Source organism: Pseudomonas sp. Z5-35, assembly GCF_051131945.1.
Taxonomy (GTDB): domain Bacteria; phylum Pseudomonadota; class Gammaproteobacteria; order Pseudomonadales; family Pseudomonadaceae; genus Aquipseudomonas; species Aquipseudomonas marvdashtae.
The window spans coordinates 4439710-4455355 of the sequence record NZ_CP071640.1 but is presented as its reverse complement, the minus strand read 5'-3'; the positions used below and the strand labels follow the sequence as shown (position 1 = coordinate 4455355).

Here is a 15646-nt window from a genome sequence, read left to right as displayed (position 1 = left end):
CAGCGTCATCCATCAAATATGCAGGATGTATTCACGGACCAGCTTGCTGCCGAAATAGGCCAGCATCAGCAGGCAGAATCCGGCCAGCGTCCAGCGAATGGCCTTGTGGCCGCGCCAGCCGAGACGGTTACGGCCCCACAGCAGCACGCTGAACACCACCCATGCCAGGCAAGCCAACAACGTCTTGTGCACCAAATGCTGCGCAAACAGGTTTTCTACGAACAGCCAGCCGGAGATCAGCGACAGCGACAGCAACGTCCAGCCGGCCCAGAGAAAACCAAACAACAGGCTCTCCATGGTTTGCAGCGGTGGGAAGTTGCGGATCAGCCCGGACGGATGCTTGTGCTTGAGCTGGTGGTCCTGGATGAGCAGTAACAACGCCTGGAACACGGCGATGGTGAACAGGCCGTAGGCCAGGATCGACAGCAGGATATGCGCTAGGATGCCGGGCTCTTCGTCGATGATCTGCACCGTGCCCGACGGCGCGAACTGCGCCAGCAGCACCGTTGCCAATCCCAGCGGAAAGAGCAGCACCAGCAGGTTTTCCACGGGGATGCGCGAGCAGGCCAGCAGCGTCAGGGCAATCACGGCGACGGCGATCAGGCTGGCGGCGTTGAAAAAATCCAGGCCCAGGCCGATCGGCGTCATCAGGTGGGTATAAAGGCTGGCCGCATGGCTGAGCACCGCCACCACGCCAAGCGTGACCAGCAGGCGTTTGTTCGCCTTGGCGCCAGTGGCCAGGCGGGTACCCTGATAAAAGGTCGCAGCGGCATAAAGACAAGCGGCGGCGAGGGAGGCAAGCAAGCTGGGTGACAAGGGGAGCATAAATCCTGTTAGGCAGGCCCGAAAGGCGCGAGTTTGGCATAGAACCCCCATCGCACGAAAGACCACTGCAACCGACAGCGAGGTGTACGTCGCACGCTTCTTCGCTATAATCCGCGACCTGCCCACGCCGCAGGCTCGCCGAGCACATATTTCACGGTCTGGGCCGCCATTATCCCGGTCTCATCTGGGCCTGAAAGGATCGCGCATGTTTGAAAACCTAACCGACCGTCTCTCGCAGACGCTGCGCCATGTCACCGGCAAGGCGAAACTGACCGAGGACAACATCAAAGACACCCTGCGCGAAGTGCGCATGGCGTTGCTCGAAGCCGACGTCGCCCTGCCGGTGGTCAAGGACTTCGTCAATTCGGTCAAGGAACGCGCCGTCGGCACCGAAGTGTCGCGCAGCCTGACGCCGGGCCAGGCGTTCGTGAAGATCGTCCAGGCCGAACTCGAAAGCCTGATGGGCGCCGCCAACGAAGACTTGAACCTGAGCGCCGTGCCGCCAGCCGTGGTGCTCATGGCCGGCCTGCAGGGCGCGGGCAAGACAACCACCGTCGGCAAGCTGGCGCGCTTCCTTAAAGAGCGCAAGAAGAAGTCGGTCATGGTCGTGTCTGCGGACATCTACCGTCCGGCGGCGATCAAGCAGCTGGAAACCCTGGCCAACGACATCGGCGTGACGTTCTTCCCGTCCGACCTGAGCCAGAAGCCGGTGGACATCGCCCAGGCCGCTATTAAAGAAGCGAAGCTCAAGTTCATCGACGTGGTGATCGTCGACACCGCCGGCCGCCTGCACATCGATGAAGAGATGATGGGCGAGATCAAGGCACTGCATGCCGCGATCAACCCGGTGGAAACCCTGTTCGTGGTCGATGCCATGACCGGCCAGGACGCGGCCAACACCGCCAAGGCCTTCGGTGACGCACTGCCACTGACCGGGGTGATCCTGACCAAGGTCGACGGTGACGCCCGCGGCGGTGCCGCGCTGTCGGTGCGGGCCATCACTGGCAAGCCGATCAAGTTCATTGGTATGGGCGAGAAGAGCGAAGCGCTCGAACCGTTCCACCCCGAGCGTATCGCTTCGCGTATCCTCGGCATGGGCGACGTGCTCAGCCTGATCGAGCAGGCCGAACAGACCCTCGACAAGGACAAGGCCGACAAACTGGCCAAGAAGCTGAAGAAGGGCAAGGGCTTCGACCTCGAAGACTTCCGCGACCAGCTGCAACAAATGAAGAACATGGGCGGCCTTGGCGGCCTCATGGACAAACTGCCGAACATCGGTGGCGTGAACCTGGCGCAGATGGGCAATGCCCAAGGCGCGGCTGAAAAGCAATTCAAGCAGATGGAAGCCATCATCAACTCCATGACTCCGGCCGAGCGCCGCGACCCTGATCTGATCAGCGGCTCGCGCAAGCGTCGGATCGCCATGGGTTCCGGCACCCAGGTGCAGGATATCGGTCGCTTGATCAAGCAGCACAAGCAGATGCAGAAGATGATGAAGAAGTTCTCCGCCAAGGGCGGAATGGCCAAGATGATGCGCGGCATGGGCGGTATGTTGCCCGGCGGCGGCATGCCGAAAATGTAAAGAATCCAGGTGCCGGCAGTCATGCCGGCGCTGCCCACGGGGACGTGGGATCTCCAGCCCGCTCGCTTCGGCGGGGGCTGACCAGCCGTTTTCAACGACGGCTTCATGGCAGATCTGAACGGCACGCTGATAGGCGCCGGAAAAAGTCATTTGCAAAAGTCCGGATATTCCTTAGAATATGCGGCCTTTCGGGCACCTATGCCCGCTGTGCATTTAGATTTGCAGCACCGACTACAGGAACGATGTTCACATGCTAACAATCCGTCTTGCCCTTGGCGGCTCCAAAAAGCGCCCGTTTTACCACCTGACCGTAACCGACAGCCGCAATCCGCGTGACGGTTCCCACAAGGAGCAGGTTGGTTTCTTCAACCCTGTTGCCCGTGGTCAGGAAGTTCGTCTGTCCGTGAACCAAGAGCGCGTAGCCTACTGGCTGAGCGTTGGTGCACAACCTTCTGAGCGCGTTGCTCAGTTGTTGAAGGAAACGGCTAAGGCTGCGGCCTGAGCAATATGAACGCGACGCCAAAAGATGCTGATGATTTGATCGTTGTCGGCAAGATCTATTCTGTTCATGGCGTTCGCGGCGAAGTGAAGGTGTATTCCTTTACTGATCCGATCAAGAACCTGTTGGAGTACAAAACCTGGACGCTCAAGCGCGAAGGTAGCGTGAAACAGGTGGAGCTGGTCAGCGGACGTGGGAACGACAAGTTCCTGGTCGCAAAGCTCAAGGATCTCGATGATCGTGAAGAAGCGCGTCTTCTGGCCGGTTATGAGATCTGCGTGCCGCGCAACCTGTTCCCTGAACTGACCGACGGCGAGTACTACTGGTACCAGCTGGTGGGTCTGAAGGTCATCGACCACCTCGGGCAATTGCTCGGGAAAATCGATCACCTGCTCGAGACCGGTTCGAACGATGTCATGGTGGTCAAGCCTTGCGTCGGCAGCCTGGATGATCGCGAACGCCTGTTGCCCTATACCGAGCAATGCGTGTTGGCCGTCGACCTTGCCGCAGGCGAGATGAAGGTGGAATGGGATGCGGATTTCTAGACGTGGCTAATTTGCGCGTTGAAGTCATCACATTGTTTCCCGAGATGTTTTCCGCCATCAGCGAGTACGGCATAACCAGCCGCGCGGTGAAGCAGGAGCTGTTACAGCTCACCTGTTGGAATCCGCGGGACTACACCACGGATCGACATCACACTGTGGACGATCGCCCGTTTGGCGGTGGTCCGGGCATGGTGATGAAGATCAAGCCCCTGGAAGATGCGCTGGTTCAGGCCAGGACAGCAGCCGGGGAGGGTGCGAAGGTGATCTACCTGTCGCCCCAAGGCCGCCAGCTGACTCAGTCGGCGGTACGCGAGCTGGCGAATTCGGATGCATTGATCCTGATTGCCGGCCGTTATGAAGGCATTGACGAGCGTTTCATTGAAGCTTATGTCGATGAAGAGTGGTCGATTGGCGACTATGTACTGTCTGGCGGCGAGCTGCCGGCAATGGTGCTGATCGATGCGGTTACACGACTGCTGCCCGGAGCTTTAGGGCATGCGGATTCCGCTGAGGAAGATTCCTTTACGGATGGTCTGCTGGATTGCCCGCACTACACCCGCCCGGAGGTGTATGCGGATCAGCGTGTTCCCGACGTGTTGCTAAGTGGCAACCACGCGCACATCCGGCGTTGGCGTTTACAGCAGTCCCTTGGTCGGACCTATGAACGACGCGCCGATCTTCTGGAAAGCCGCTCGCTTTCTGGAGAAGAGAAGAAGCTGCTCGAGGAATACATCCGCGAGCGGGACGATAGTTAACAACGTATCGATGGTAAGTCCGATGACTTGCCTTAGGAGCACAGCATGACTAACAAAATCATCCTTGCACTCGAAGCAGAGCAGATGACCAAAGAGATCCCTACCTTTGCCCCGGGCGACACCATTGTCGTTCAGGTGAAAGTGAAGGAAGGCGACCGTTCGCGTCTGCAAGCGTTCGAAGGCGTTGTTATCGCCAAGCGTAACCGCGGCGTAAACAGTGCATTCACCGTTCGTAAAATCTCCAACGGTGTTGGCGTAGAGCGTACTTTCCAGACCTACAGCCCGCAAATCGACAGCATGGCCGTGAAACGTCGTGGTGACGTGCGTAAAGCCAAGCTGTACTACCTGCGTGACCTGTCCGGTAAAGCAGCTCGCATCAAGGAAAAACTGGCTTAAGTCCAGCTTCCGATGCAAAAAAAAGCAGCCTGCGGGCTGCTTTTTTGTTGCCTGCGATTTGCTCTTTGAGCACGCTGCCTGTCTTCGCTCTCCGTTTCGATGCCGTTTACACCTGCATCCAGTATGAGTTTTTATGCCTGCCATCGATCATCCATTGATAGACCAGTTTCTCGATGCCCTCTGGCTGGAGAAGGGCCTGTCCGACAACACCCGGCAGGCCTATCGCAGCGACCTGGCACTGTTCAACGGTTGGTTGCAGGAAAAGAACCTGGAATTGGCCAATGCCGGGCGGGAGTTGATCCTCGATCATCTGGCCTGGCGCCTGGAGCAGAACTACAAGCCCCGCTCGACCGCGCGGTTTCTCTCCGGTCTGCGTGGCTTTTATCGCTATCTGCTGCGGGAAAAACTGATTGCGGTAGACCCGACCTTGCGCGTGGAAATGCCGCAACTGGGGCGTCCGCTGCCCAAGTCGCTGTCGGAAGCCGATGTGGAAGCGCTGCTCGCGGCACCCGACCTCAGCGAAGCCATCGGTCAGCGCGACCGGGCGATGTTGGAAGTCTTGTATGCCTGCGGCCTGCGCGTCACCGAATTGATCAGCCTGACCTTGGAGCAAGTGAATCTGCGCCAGGGCGTGTTGCGGGTAATGGGCAAGGGCAGCAAAGAGCGGCTGGTGCCGATGGGCGAGGAAGCGATTGTCTGGGTCGAGCGCTACATGCGTGATGCCCGTCATGAACTGCTGGGCGGGCGTCCCAGCGATGTGCTGTTTCCCAGCCTGCGCGGCGAGCAAATGACTCGCCAGACGTTCTGGCATCGTATCAAGCACCAGGCCAAGGTGGCCGGGATCAACAAATCCCTCTCGCCTCACACCTTGCGCCACGCCTTCGCCACCCACCTGCTCAATCACGGCGCCGACCTGCGGGTCGTGCAGATGCTGCTCGGTCATAGCGATCTGTCCACCACTCAGATTTACACCCACGTCGCCCGGGCGCGGTTGCAGGACCTGCATGCCAAGCATCATCCGCGCGGCTGATTGAACACCTGCTTTTGTGGCGAGGGAGCTTGCTCCCGCTGGGCGCGAAGCGCCCCCAATGCAGCAGCCGCGATCTTTCCTGAGAGCGGAGTGATTCCATTTGCGACTGCTGCGCAGCCGAGCGGGAGCAAGCTCCCTCGCCACAGGGGCCTGGTGCACCGACATTGCGTGTTGTCTTGCGACAGGCGAATTCGGCCCCGCGGGCCTTATGTGGTAGGCTTTGCCGGTTTGCACAGTGGGCGGCTGGAACCCGAATCTGCGGGTCGGCGTTTCCCCGTCCCATTTGTCCGCCTCAGGAGTCCCCATGCGTTTGATCCAGTTGTTTACAGCCGCCGCCATTGCGTTGGCCAGCACCTTTGCTTTCGCCGACGACGCGGCTGACCAGGCTATCCGCAAGAGCCTGGCCAACCTTGAGCTCGAAGTGCCGATCGAAGCCATCACCGCCAGCCCCATGTCCGGCCTGTATGAAGTCAAGCTCCAGGGCAGCCGCGTGCTGTATGCCAGCGCCGATGGCCAGTACATCGTCCAGGGCAACCTGTTCGCACTCAAGGGCGGCAAGCCGGTCAATCTCACCGAGATCACCGAACGCCAGGGCGTTTCAAAGCTGATCAACGGCATTCCGGTTGCCGAAACCGTGGTCTATCCGGCGGTCGGCGAAACCAAGTCCCACATTACCGTGTTCACCGATACCACCTGCCCGTATTGCCACAAGTTGCACGCCGAAGTGCCGGAGCTGAACAAACGCGGCATTGAAGTGCGTTATGTGGCGTTCCCCCGCCAGGGCCTGGGGTCGCCAGGTGATGAGCAATTGCAGGCGGTCTGGTGCTCGAAGGACAAAAAAGCCGCCATGGATAAAATGGTCGATGGCAAGGAAATCAAGGCCGCCAAGTGCGAGAACCCGGTTTCCAAGCAATTCGCCCTGGGCCAGTCCATCGGCGTGAACGGTACGCCGGCCATCGTTTTGGCGGACGGTCAGGTGATTCCGGGCTACCAGCCGGCGCCGCAAGTCGCCAAACTGGCCCTTGAGGCGAAATGATCATGGGCCGTGTGCTTCTGAAGATCATGGCTCGGCGAAAACTTTCGCTGGGCCGTTAAACACTAAGTCGCGTAGCTGCGCGGCTGTATTTCACGGCCGACCTTGCGTCGGCCGTTTCATGGGGAGTCAAGAGTGAATCCGGTCAAAGTAGGCATCTGTGGGTTAGGTACCGTCGGTGGCGGCACCTTCAACGTACTTCAGCGCAACGCCGAGGAAATTGCTCGTCGTGCCGGGCGTGGAATCGAAGTGGCACAAATTGCCATGCGCACGCCAAAGCCTCAGTTCCAGACGACCGGTATTGCGATTACCAACGATGTCTTCGAAGTGGCCACGAACCCTGAGATCGACATCGTGATAGAGCTGATGGGCGGCTATACCGTTGCCCGAGAGCTGGTACTCAAGGCCATTGAGAATGGCAAGCATGTGGTCACCGCGAACAAGGCGCTTATCGCCGTTCACGGTAATGAAATTTTCGCCAAGGCGCGCGAAAAAGGCGTGATCGTGGCGTTCGAAGCCGCCGTGGCCGGTGGCATCCCGGTGATCAAGGCGATTCGCGAGGGCCTGTCGGCCAACCGCATCAACTGGGTCGCGGGGATCATCAACGGCACCGGCAACTTCATCCTCACCGAGATGCGCGAGAAAGGGCGCACCTTCGAGGACGTGCTTACCGAGGCCCAAGCCTTGGGTTATGCCGAGGCCGATCCGACCTTCGATGTGGAAGGTATCGACGCGGCGCACAAGCTGACGATCCTGGCGTCTATTGCCTTTGGTATCCCGCTGCAGTTCGACAAGGCCTACACCGAAGGCATCACCAAGCTGACCACTGCCGACGTGAACTATGCCGAAGCCCTGGGCTACCGCATCAAACACCTGGGCGTGGCGCGCAGCACCGCCAGCGGCATCGAATTGCGCGTGCACCCGACGCTGATTCCGGCTGACCGCCTGATCGCCAACGTCAACGGCGTGATGAACGCGGTGATGGTCAATGGCGATGCCTCCGGCTCGACGCTGTTCTATGGCGCCGGTGCTGGCATGGAGCCGACCGCGTCTTCGGTGATCGCCGACCTGGTGGATGTGGTTCGTGCCATGACCTCCGATCCGGAAAACCGCGTGCCGCACCTGGCCTTCCAGCCGGACTCTCTGTCGGCACATCCGATTCTTCCGATCGACGCTTGCGAAAGTGCCTACTACTTGCGCATCCAGGCCAAGGACCATCCGGGCGTATTGGCCCAGGTGGCGAGCATTCTCTCGGAGCGTGGCATCAATATCGAGTCGATCATGCAAAAGGAGGTCGAAGAACACGACGGCCTGGTGCCAATGATCCTGCTGACCCACCGCGTGGTCGAGCAGCGCATCAACGATGCGATTGCCGCACTGGAAGCCCTGCAGGGCGTGGTTGGCCCGGTGGTCCGTATCCGCGTCGAGCATTTGAATTGAAGCAGCTGCAAGCTCCAAGCTAAAAGCTGCAAGTTAAATCAATACAGCTGCAAGCCATGAGCTGCAAGCTGCAAGTAGAAGCCGAGCCGCTTTTCACTTGCCGCTTGTAGCTTGCGGCTTGAAGCTCAAACCGAAGGTTTGCCAAAAATGCGCTATATCAGCACCCGCGGCCAGGCACCGGCCCTGAATTTCGAAGATGTCCTGCTGGCCGGCCTGGCTACGGACGGCGGCCTCTACGTGCCGGAAAACCTGCCGCGTTTCACTCAGGAAGAAATCGCTTCCTGGGCCGGCCTGCCGTACCACGAACTGGCCTTCCGCGTAATGCGCCCCTTCGTCACTGGCAGCATTCCAGACGCCGATTTCAAGAAGATCCTCGAAGAGACCTATGGGGTTTTTTCCCATAACGCTATCGCCCCGCTTCGTCAGCTCAACGGTAACGAATGGGTGATGGAGCTGTTCCACGGCCCGACCTTGGCCTTCAAGGATTTTGCCCTGCAATTGCTCGGTCGTTTGCTCGATTACGTGCTGCAAAAGCGTGGCGAGCGCGTGGTCATTGTCGGTGCGACCTCCGGTGACACCGGTTCGGCCGCCATCGAAGGCTGCAAGCATTGCGAGAACGTCGATATCTTCATCCTGCACCCGCACAACCGCGTCTCGGAAGTGCAGCGTCGGCAGATGACGACAATCTTCGGCGAGAACATCCACAACATCGCTATCGAAGGCAACTTCGATGACTGCCAGGAAATGGTCAAGGCCAGCTTCGCCGACCAGAGCTTCCTCAAGGGCACCCGGCTGGTGGCGGTGAACTCGATCAACTGGGCGCGGATCATGGCCCAGATCGTCTACTACTTCCACGCGGCCCTGCAGCTGGGCGGCCCGGCCCGTTCTGTGTCGTTCTCGGTGCCCACTGGCAACTTCGGCGATATCTTCGCCGGGTACCTGGCGCGCAACATGGGCCTGCCGATCAACCAGTTGATCGTCGCCACCAACCGCAACGACATCCTGCACCGCTTCATGAGCGGCAACCAGTACGTCAAGGAAACCCTGCACGCCACGTTGTCGCCTTCGATGGACATCATGGTGTCGTCGAACTTCGAGCGCCTGCTGTTCGATCTGCACGGTCGCAACGGTGCGGCGATTGCCGGCTTGATGGACAGCTTCCGCCAGGGCGGTGGTTTCAGCGTCGAGGCCGAACGCTGGACCGAAGCCCGCAAGTTGTTCGACTCCCTGGCGGTGGACGATGCGCAGACCTGCGAAACCATCGCCGAAGTGTTCGAACAGAGCGGCGAATTGCTCGATCCGCACACGGCGATTGGCGTAAGGGCCGCCCGTGAGTGCCGTCGTAGCCTGGATATCCCCATGGTTATCCTTGGCACCGCTCACCCGGTCAAGTTTCCCGAAGCTGTGGAGAAAGCTGGCGTAGGAAAAGCGCTTGAGCTGCCCGCACATCTTTCTGATTTGTTTGAGCGAAATGAGCGTTGCACCGTGTTGCCCAATGACTTGAAAGCCGTGCAGGCCTTTGTCAGCCAGCATGGTAACCGCGGCAAGCCTCTCTGACGTCCGCAAGCTGTCACATTTTGAAGCCCGTCTCCTGACGGGCTTTCTTGTTTCTGCATGCCAAACTGGCCGGGTTTTCGCCTTAGGGAGGGGCGAGTTATCTCGAAGGAAGTGCAGATGTTGTTCTTTATCCGATGCAAACCAGCGCTGAGCTGGTTGATGGGCCTCACGCTGTTGTATTGGGCGCAGTGTGCAAGCGCCCAAATGACGGCTTGCGGGCAAACACAGTTTGAATCAGCAGGGCGGCTGGGGCTCGACGCCGACGAACTGAAATGGATCAGGGATAATCCACGTGTCGTCGTTGCCTCGATGCAGTACCCGCTGTATCTGTTCAAGAATGAATACGGACAGTGGAATGGACTCAACGACGACATTCTCCGGCGCATCCAAGACATGACCGGGCTGGAGTTCGTCCATCGGGAATCGTTCTCTCCCGATCAATTGATGACGATGTTGCAAAATGGCGAGGCGGACTTGACGACGACCTTGGTGATGAACGACGAGCGCAGGGAGTTTCTGAGTTTCAGTCATGCATTTGGAGGGGGCGGCTGGGTATTTATCAGTCGTTATGGAGAGCCATTACTCCATTCGCTGAGCCAGCTCAACGGCAGAATCCTGGTATTACCGGCACGGCATGCATTAGAAGCGGAAATCAGGCGCGATCATCCGTCTATCGAGTTGCGTACAGTCAAGACGTATGGCGAGGCACGAGCCTTGGTCGAAAGCCGGGAAGCCTATGCCACTATCGAAAATGAAACCGGTGCGCACCTTTATCCCGCAGGGCACTTGCAAGTAGGCGGCAATCTCGAAAGCCGGTGGGAACCAGATTATCTGGCTGTTCGTCAGGAGCTGCGGCCGTTGCTGGGCATTCTGAACAAGGCCCTGGAAGCTTTTCCGGCAGAAGACATGCGTGCGCTGCGCGCCAAGTGGCTGACGGGGGCGGTTTCCCCGCAAGCGCGTTCATCCTCGCTGCGCATCGCCCAGTGGGACTATTGGTGCGTGGTCGTGGTCGGGGTGTTCGGCCTGTTCTCGTTGCTATGGAACCGCCGCTTGCAAGCCCAGATCGACCAGCGCCTGAAGGCCGAGGCTGTCCTCAAGGACCAGTTGACGTTCCAGCGAACGTTGATGAACGCCATTCCCGATCCGATCTTCATCCGTGATCTTGAGGGGCGCCTGATCATGTGCAATAAAAGTTATGAAGACCAGTTCGCGACTCGCTTCGAAACACTGCGCGGCACACGCCTGACGGAGTCCGCGGCGTTTCCGCTGGCGACTGCCGAGCTGTTGCACGGGGAATTGATGGAGCAACTGCTAACCCGTCAGCCGAGATTCGTAGATCGTCAATTGATGTTCAGCAATGGACTGAGGGATATCTACCACTGGTCGGTGCCGTTTTATGGCAGTGATGGCCAGTTACGCGGTCTGCTGGGAGGGTGGATCGATGTGCGGCGTCGAAGAAGCCGTTCCAACCGGTTCCTGGCTTGATTGACCGAACAGCCACGGTTGTTGTTTGTCTGTCACATTGGACGCGCATCCTCGGTTGAACAGGGCGCAGGCGTGTCGGTTCGTTGCGCTGGCGAACTTTCTGCCGCAGCCCACGGTCACTTACTGTGCAGTTGTTTTTTTCGGATTATTGAAGGGTGATCGAATGGAAAGTATCAGCCTCTTGCTGAATGAAGCTTTGAGTCCGTATCAGGTCACGCTCACTCCCTCCGGCCCCCGTGAATGCCTGGTGACGTTGAGAAACCCGGCGGGCGCTATCATGGTCGAGCGCGCGTTCAATCAGGCCCAGCTGGCCGACAGGCGCCAATTGACCGACGTGGTCGACGGCCTGCATCGCGATGTGCTGATTGCCGAGGGGCGCCTGGAGCCTTGTGTGATTGCGGCGTTGCGTAATGTGGCCCAGGACAAGGTCATGGCTGTTGCGAATTGATGTCTGAGGGAACCTTCCTACGTCCCGGTGAGTCAGACCTTTTACCAACAAGAGCAAGCATTGTGCTCCGGTGCTTGTCGCTTGTTGCACGGACCTTTAAGGGTCACGTTTAACCCCGAGTTGTCTCCCCACTTCTCGGGGTTTCTTTTTGCCTGGCGTTTATGGGCGGAGCGCCTGCACGCGCAAGCTCAGATGGCTCCCTCGGTACGCAATCGGGCGATGTGTTGTGCATCGTAGCCAAGCTCGCTGAGCACCTGGGCGGTGTGTTCCCCGAGCGCCGGGCCGACCCACTCGGATGTGCCGGGTGTGTCGGAAAGTTTCGGTACGATGCCAGGCATCTTGAATGCCTTGCCGTCGGGCAGCTTGGCCTGCAAGAACATTTCACGGGCGAGGAATTGCGGGTCGCTGAACATGTCCTCGGCGCTGAAGATCCGGCTGGCCGGTACACCTGCCTGGTTCAGCTGCTCGATGACGGCGTCCAGTGGCAGCGAGTTGACCCAGCGATCAATGACCCCATAGAGCTCGTCGCGGCGACTGTCACGTCCGTCGTTGCTGGCCAACCGCGGGTCGTTGGCGAGGTCGTCGCGGCCAATGATTTGCATGAAGCGCTTGAAGATCGCGTCACCGTTGGCGCCGATTTGCACATGCTTGCCGTCGGCGCTGGTGTGGATGGACGAGGGTGTGATGCCGGGCATGATATTGCCGGTGCGTTCGCGGATGAACCCGAACACGTCGAATTCCGGCACCATGCTTTCCATCATGGCGAATATCGCTTCGTATAGCGCTACGTCCACCACTTGTCCGGTTCCGCCATTGACCTCCCGATGACGCAAGGCCATCAGCGCGCCAATCACTCCCCACAGCGCGGCAATCGAGTCGCCGATGGAAATCCCGGTGCGCACCGGCGGGCGGTCCTCGAAACCGGTGATGTAGCGCAGGCCCCCCATCGACTCGCCGACGGCGCCAAAACCGGGTTGGTCCTTCATCGGGCCGGTCTGGCCGAAGCCGGAGAGCCGTACCATGACCAGTTTCGGGTTCAGCGCATGGAGCACGTCCCAGCCCAGGCCTAGCTTTTCCAGCACGCCGGGACGAAAATTCTCGATCAGTATGTCCGCTTCGCCGATCAGTTTTTTCAGGACAGTCAAACCCTCCGGATGCTTGAGGTTCAGGGTCAACGACTTTTTGTTGCGGGCCTGGACGAACCACCACAGGGACGTGCCTTCATATAACTTGCGCCACTTGCGCAGCGGATCGCCGCCATCGGGCGATTCGACCTTGATCACCTCGGCACCGAATTCACCGCAGATTCGCGAGGCGAAGGGGCCGGCGATCAAGGTGCCGAGTTCGATGACCTTGACGCCGGCGAGAGGTTTGGCAGTAAGCGACATGACGAATCCTGTAGGACAAAGGCAGAACGAATAGAGGCTTTTATCATAGGTCAAGGTCAGTCGCCGCAGGTTGATGGTCGGCAATTCGTGGATTGCCCTTCTCATCGGTTAGACTTGCCGCCTTTCCTCGTATCAAGAAGCCCGTTCATGGCCCAGCCGTCCACGACCTATAAGTTTGAACTGAACCTCACCGACCTCGACCGCAGTGTGTACGAAAGTGTGAAGCAGACCATCGCCCGCCACCCTTCGGAAACCGAAGAACGTATGACCGTGCGCCTGTTGGCCTATGCGTTCTGGTACAACGAGCAGCTGTCGTTTGGTCGTGGGCTGTCGGACGTCGATGAACCTGCGCTGTGGGAAAAAAGCCTGGATGACCGTGTCTTGCACTGGATCGAAGTCGGCCAGCCGGATGCCGATCGCCTGACCTGGTGTTCGCGTCGTACCGAGCGCACCAGCCTGCTGGCCTACGGCAGCCTGCGGGTCTGGGAAGGCAAGGTGATCCCGGCGGTGAAAAACCTGAAGAATGTGAACATCGCTGCCGTCCCCCAAGAGGTTCTTGAAACCCTGGCCAAGGACATGCCCCGGGTCATCAAGTGGGACGTGATGATCAGCGAAGGGACGATTTTCGTGACCGACGACCGTGGCCAGCATGAAGTCCAGCTGCAGTGGCTGTCGGGCGAACGCGGTTGAGCCATTGACGCGGTAGCGAGTGAATTTCATTGTGGCGAGGGAGCTTGCTCCCGCTTGGGTGCGCAGCGCCCTCGCCGCAGTCCAGGATCCCGAAAATAGAGAAATGTCCGTCACCCCATGCGCATAGAATCCCGCAAACTGCCCGACACCCTGCCATTTCTTGGCGACCTGCCGCCCTTGTTGACCCGTCTGTACGCCGCCCGTGGCGTGCAGTCCGAGGCTGAGCTGGACAAGAGCCTGGCGCGCCTGATTCCTTATCAGCAGCTCAAGGGGATCGATGCCGCGGTGGATCTGCTGGTGGTAGCGCTCGAGCAACGCCAGCGCATCCTGATCGTCGGGGACTTCGACGCCGATGGCGCGACGGCCAGCACGGTGGGCATGCTCGGGTTGCGCCTGCTCGGTGCGGCCCACGTCGATTATCTGGTGCCCAATCGCTTCGAGTATGGCTATGGATTGACGCCGGAAATCGTCGAAGTCGCCCTGACACGCGAGCCGCAATTGTTGATCACCGTGGACAACGGCATTTCCAGCGTGGAAGGCGTGGTGGCGGCTAAAGCGGCGGGCCTCAAGGTGCTGGTGACCGACCACCACTTGCCGGGTCTCGAATTGCCAGCGGCCGACGCCATCGTCAACCCGAACCAACCCGGTTGCCAATTCCCGAGCAAGGCATTGGCGGGCGTCGGGGTGATTTTTTATGTATTGATGGCTCTGCGGGCTCGCCTGCGCAGCCTGGGCTGGTACGCCAGCACACCTCAGCCGAACATTGGCGAGCTGTTGGATCTGGTGGCGTTGGGTAGCGTCGCCGACGTGGTGCCGCTGGACGCGAACAATCGGATCCTGGTGCATCAGGGCCTTGAGCGTATTCGCGCCGGGCGCGCCCGCCCAGGGATCAAGGCCATCCTGGAAGTGGCCAAGCGCGACGCTTCGCGAATGACTTCTACGGACCTGGGTTTCATTCTCGGCCCGCGGTTGAACGCGGCGGGGCGACTCGATGACATGAGCCTGGGGATCGAATGCCTGCTCACCGACGACCCGGCGCTGGCGCGGGACATGGCGGCGCAACTGGATGGCATGAACCAGGACCGCAAGTCCATCGAACAGGGCATGCAGCGCGAAGCGTTGGCCCAGCTCAAGGACCTGCCGGTGGAATCGATGCCCTTCGGCTTGTGCCTGTTCGACCCGCAATGGCACCAAGGCGTCATCGGTATCCTCGCGTCGCGCATGAAAGAGCGTTATTTCCGTCCGACCATTGCCTTCGCGGATGCCGGGGATGGCCTGCTCAAGGGCTCGGGCCGCTCGGTGCCGGGCTTTCATATTCGCGATGCGCTGAGCGTCGTCGCGGCGCAACATCCGACGTTGATCAGCAAGTACGGCGGTCATGCCATGGCGGCGGGACTGACGCTGCCCGAGGCGAACTTTCCCTTGTTCGCCGAGGCTTTTGACGCTGAAGTACGTAGGCAACTGCGCGAAGGAGACTTGACCGGAAGGCTCCTGTCGGACGGCACCCTCGCGGTGGAAGAATTCCACCTGGAACTGGCCCGGGCACTGCGCCACGCCGGCCCCTGGGGCCAGCATTTTCCGGAGCCGATGTTTCATGGCGTGTTCCAGTTGGTCGAGCAGCGAGTGGTGGGCGAACGGCACCTGAAGGTCGTGCTCAAGAGCGAGTGCGGTTCGGTGAAGCTCGATGGCATCGCGTTCGGCATCGACCGCGAGATCTGGCCAAACCCCACCGTGCGCTGGGTGGAACTGGCCTACAAGCTTGACCTCAACGAATTCCGCGGCCAGGAAACGGTGCAGTTGATGATTGCCCATATCGAGCCGCGGTAGTACGCAGGCAGGCCTTGAGACCGGGTTTTTGCCCCGGAACCCTTCCTCATCCCCGGTTGTCGACTAGTCTCTAAGCACTGCTTGATAGCCCTTGTGACGTCTTGTCGAATTTTTTGCCCGCGGGGGCGGGTGTTGCATCCTTTGTC

Annotated in this window: 15 protein-coding genes; 13 read left to right on the top strand and 2 right to left on the bottom strand. The window is 59.6% G+C overall.

Annotated features, from left to right (window positions below; translation table 11 throughout):
- Positions 1-12: 12 nt before the first annotated feature.
- Positions 13-825, bottom strand: a complete 813-nt coding sequence (locus tag J3P95_RS20470) for a cytochrome C assembly family protein (RefSeq protein WP_434558503.1) — start codon at positions 823-825, stop codon at positions 13-15.
- A 205-nt stretch (positions 826-1030) separates the two neighbouring features.
- On the opposite strand from J3P95_RS20470, the gene ffh reads away from it, so the two are divergent.
- The 11 genes from ffh to J3P95_RS20415 all read left to right on the top strand — a co-directional run bounded on the left by ffh (position 1031) and on the right by J3P95_RS20415 (position 11595).
- The gene (ffh, locus tag J3P95_RS20465; protein ID WP_310357711.1) at positions 1031-2407 is read left to right on the top strand and encodes a signal recognition particle protein; all 1377 of its coding nucleotides are present in this window, start codon (positions 1031-1033) and stop codon (positions 2405-2407) included.
- A gap of 250 nt (positions 2408-2657) precedes the next feature.
- Positions 2658-2909, top strand: a complete 252-nt coding sequence (gene rpsP, locus J3P95_RS20460) for a 30S ribosomal protein S16 (RefSeq protein ID WP_025212042.1) — start codon at positions 2658-2660, stop codon at positions 2907-2909.
- Between the two features lie 5 nt (positions 2910-2914).
- Positions 2915-3451 (top strand): ribosome maturation factor RimM, encoded by a 537-nt coding sequence (rimM, locus tag J3P95_RS20455; protein ID WP_025212043.1) that lies wholly within the window; start codon positions 2915-2917, stop codon positions 3449-3451.
- Positions 3433-4206, top strand: coding sequence for a tRNA (guanosine(37)-N1)-methyltransferase TrmD (gene trmD / locus J3P95_RS20450; protein ID WP_434579897.1), 774 nt, complete (start codon positions 3433-3435; stop codon positions 4204-4206). The genes rimM and trmD overlap by 19 nt, the downstream gene beginning before the upstream one ends.
- A gap of 45 nt (positions 4207-4251) precedes the next feature.
- Positions 4252-4602 (top strand): 50S ribosomal protein L19, encoded by a 351-nt coding sequence (rplS, locus tag J3P95_RS20445; protein ID WP_003175895.1) that lies wholly within the window; start codon positions 4252-4254, stop codon positions 4600-4602.
- 133 nt (positions 4603-4735) lie between these two features.
- A complete protein-coding gene (gene xerD / locus J3P95_RS20440) occupies positions 4736-5632 on the top strand; it encodes a site-specific tyrosine recombinase XerD (protein WP_186611126.1) in 897 nt (298 codons plus the stop codon).
- A gap of 304 nt (positions 5633-5936) precedes the next feature.
- The gene (gene dsbC / locus J3P95_RS20435) at positions 5937-6668 is read left to right on the top strand and encodes a bifunctional protein-disulfide isomerase/oxidoreductase DsbC (protein WP_186611127.1); all 732 of its coding nucleotides are present in this window, start codon (positions 5937-5939) and stop codon (positions 6666-6668) included.
- A 132-nt stretch (positions 6669-6800) separates the two neighbouring features.
- Complete coding sequence (locus J3P95_RS20430; protein WP_030139555.1) at positions 6801-8105, top strand: homoserine dehydrogenase; 1305 nt, start codon at positions 6801-6803, stop codon at positions 8103-8105.
- Positions 8106-8252: 147 nt separating this feature from the next.
- Positions 8253-9662, top strand: coding sequence for a threonine synthase (gene thrC / locus J3P95_RS20425; RefSeq protein ID WP_434558501.1), 1410 nt, complete (start codon positions 8253-8255; stop codon positions 9660-9662).
- 117 nt (positions 9663-9779) lie between these two features.
- Positions 9780-11147: a transporter substrate-binding domain-containing protein gene (locus J3P95_RS20420; protein ID WP_434558500.1), complete on the top strand. Its 1368-nt coding sequence runs from the start codon at positions 9780-9782 to the stop codon at positions 11145-11147.
- Between the two features lie 163 nt (positions 11148-11310).
- Positions 11311-11595, top strand: a complete 285-nt coding sequence (locus tag J3P95_RS20415; protein WP_434579901.1) for a DUF3509 domain-containing protein — start codon at positions 11311-11313, stop codon at positions 11593-11595.
- A gap of 188 nt (positions 11596-11783) precedes the next feature.
- Here the strand turns inward: J3P95_RS20415 and J3P95_RS20410 are convergent, their stop codons facing one another.
- The gene (locus tag J3P95_RS20410; RefSeq protein ID WP_434579902.1) at positions 11784-12983 is read right to left on the bottom strand and encodes a CaiB/BaiF CoA transferase family protein; all 1200 of its coding nucleotides are present in this window, start codon (positions 12981-12983) and stop codon (positions 11784-11786) included.
- A 147-nt stretch (positions 12984-13130) separates the two neighbouring features.
- Between J3P95_RS20410 and J3P95_RS20405 the strand changes: the two genes are divergently transcribed.
- Together J3P95_RS20405 and recJ are read left to right on the top strand one after the other, a co-directional pair.
- On the top strand, positions 13131-13673 hold the full coding sequence (locus J3P95_RS20405; RefSeq protein ID WP_434579903.1) for a YaeQ family protein: 543 nt from the start codon (positions 13131-13133) through the stop codon (positions 13671-13673).
- 117 nt (positions 13674-13790) lie between these two features.
- Positions 13791-15500 carry a single-stranded-DNA-specific exonuclease RecJ gene (recJ, locus tag J3P95_RS20400; protein ID WP_434579905.1) on the top strand — a complete coding sequence of 570 codons (1710 nt, stop codon included), beginning with the start codon at positions 13791-13793 and terminating at the stop codon, positions 15498-15500.
- Positions 15501-15646: the final 146 nt, after the last annotated feature.

Coding starts and splice junctions, on each gene's coding strand:
- J3P95_RS20470 (WP_434558503.1), bottom strand. CDS start 825: ATGCTCCCCTTGTCACCCAGCTTGCTTGCCTCCCTCGCCGCCGCTTGT.
- ffh (WP_310357711.1), top strand. CDS start 1,031: ATGTTTGAAAACCTAACCGACCGTCTCTCGCAGACGCTGCGCCATGTC.
- rpsP (WP_025212042.1), top strand. CDS start 2,658: ATGCTAACAATCCGTCTTGCCCTTGGCGGCTCCAAAAAGCGCCCGTTT.
- rimM (WP_025212043.1), top strand. CDS start 2,915: ATGAACGCGACGCCAAAAGATGCTGATGATTTGATCGTTGTCGGCAAG.
- trmD (WP_434579897.1), top strand. CDS start 3,433: ATGGGATGCGGATTTCTAGACGTGGCTAATTTGCGCGTTGAAGTCATC.
- rplS (WP_003175895.1), top strand. CDS start 4,252: ATGACTAACAAAATCATCCTTGCACTCGAAGCAGAGCAGATGACCAAA.
- xerD (WP_186611126.1), top strand. CDS start 4,736: ATGCCTGCCATCGATCATCCATTGATAGACCAGTTTCTCGATGCCCTC.
- dsbC (WP_186611127.1), top strand. CDS start 5,937: ATGCGTTTGATCCAGTTGTTTACAGCCGCCGCCATTGCGTTGGCCAGC.
- thrC (WP_434558501.1), top strand. CDS start 8,253: ATGCGCTATATCAGCACCCGCGGCCAGGCACCGGCCCTGAATTTCGAA.
- J3P95_RS20420 (WP_434558500.1), top strand. CDS start 9,780: ATGTTGTTCTTTATCCGATGCAAACCAGCGCTGAGCTGGTTGATGGGC.
- J3P95_RS20415 (WP_434579901.1), top strand. CDS start 11,311: ATGGAAAGTATCAGCCTCTTGCTGAATGAAGCTTTGAGTCCGTATCAG.
- J3P95_RS20410 (WP_434579902.1), bottom strand. CDS start 12,983: ATGTCGCTTACTGCCAAACCTCTCGCCGGCGTCAAGGTCATCGAACTC.
- J3P95_RS20405 (WP_434579903.1), top strand. CDS start 13,131: ATGGCCCAGCCGTCCACGACCTATAAGTTTGAACTGAACCTCACCGAC.
- recJ (WP_434579905.1), top strand. CDS start 13,791: ATGCGCATAGAATCCCGCAAACTGCCCGACACCCTGCCATTTCTTGGC.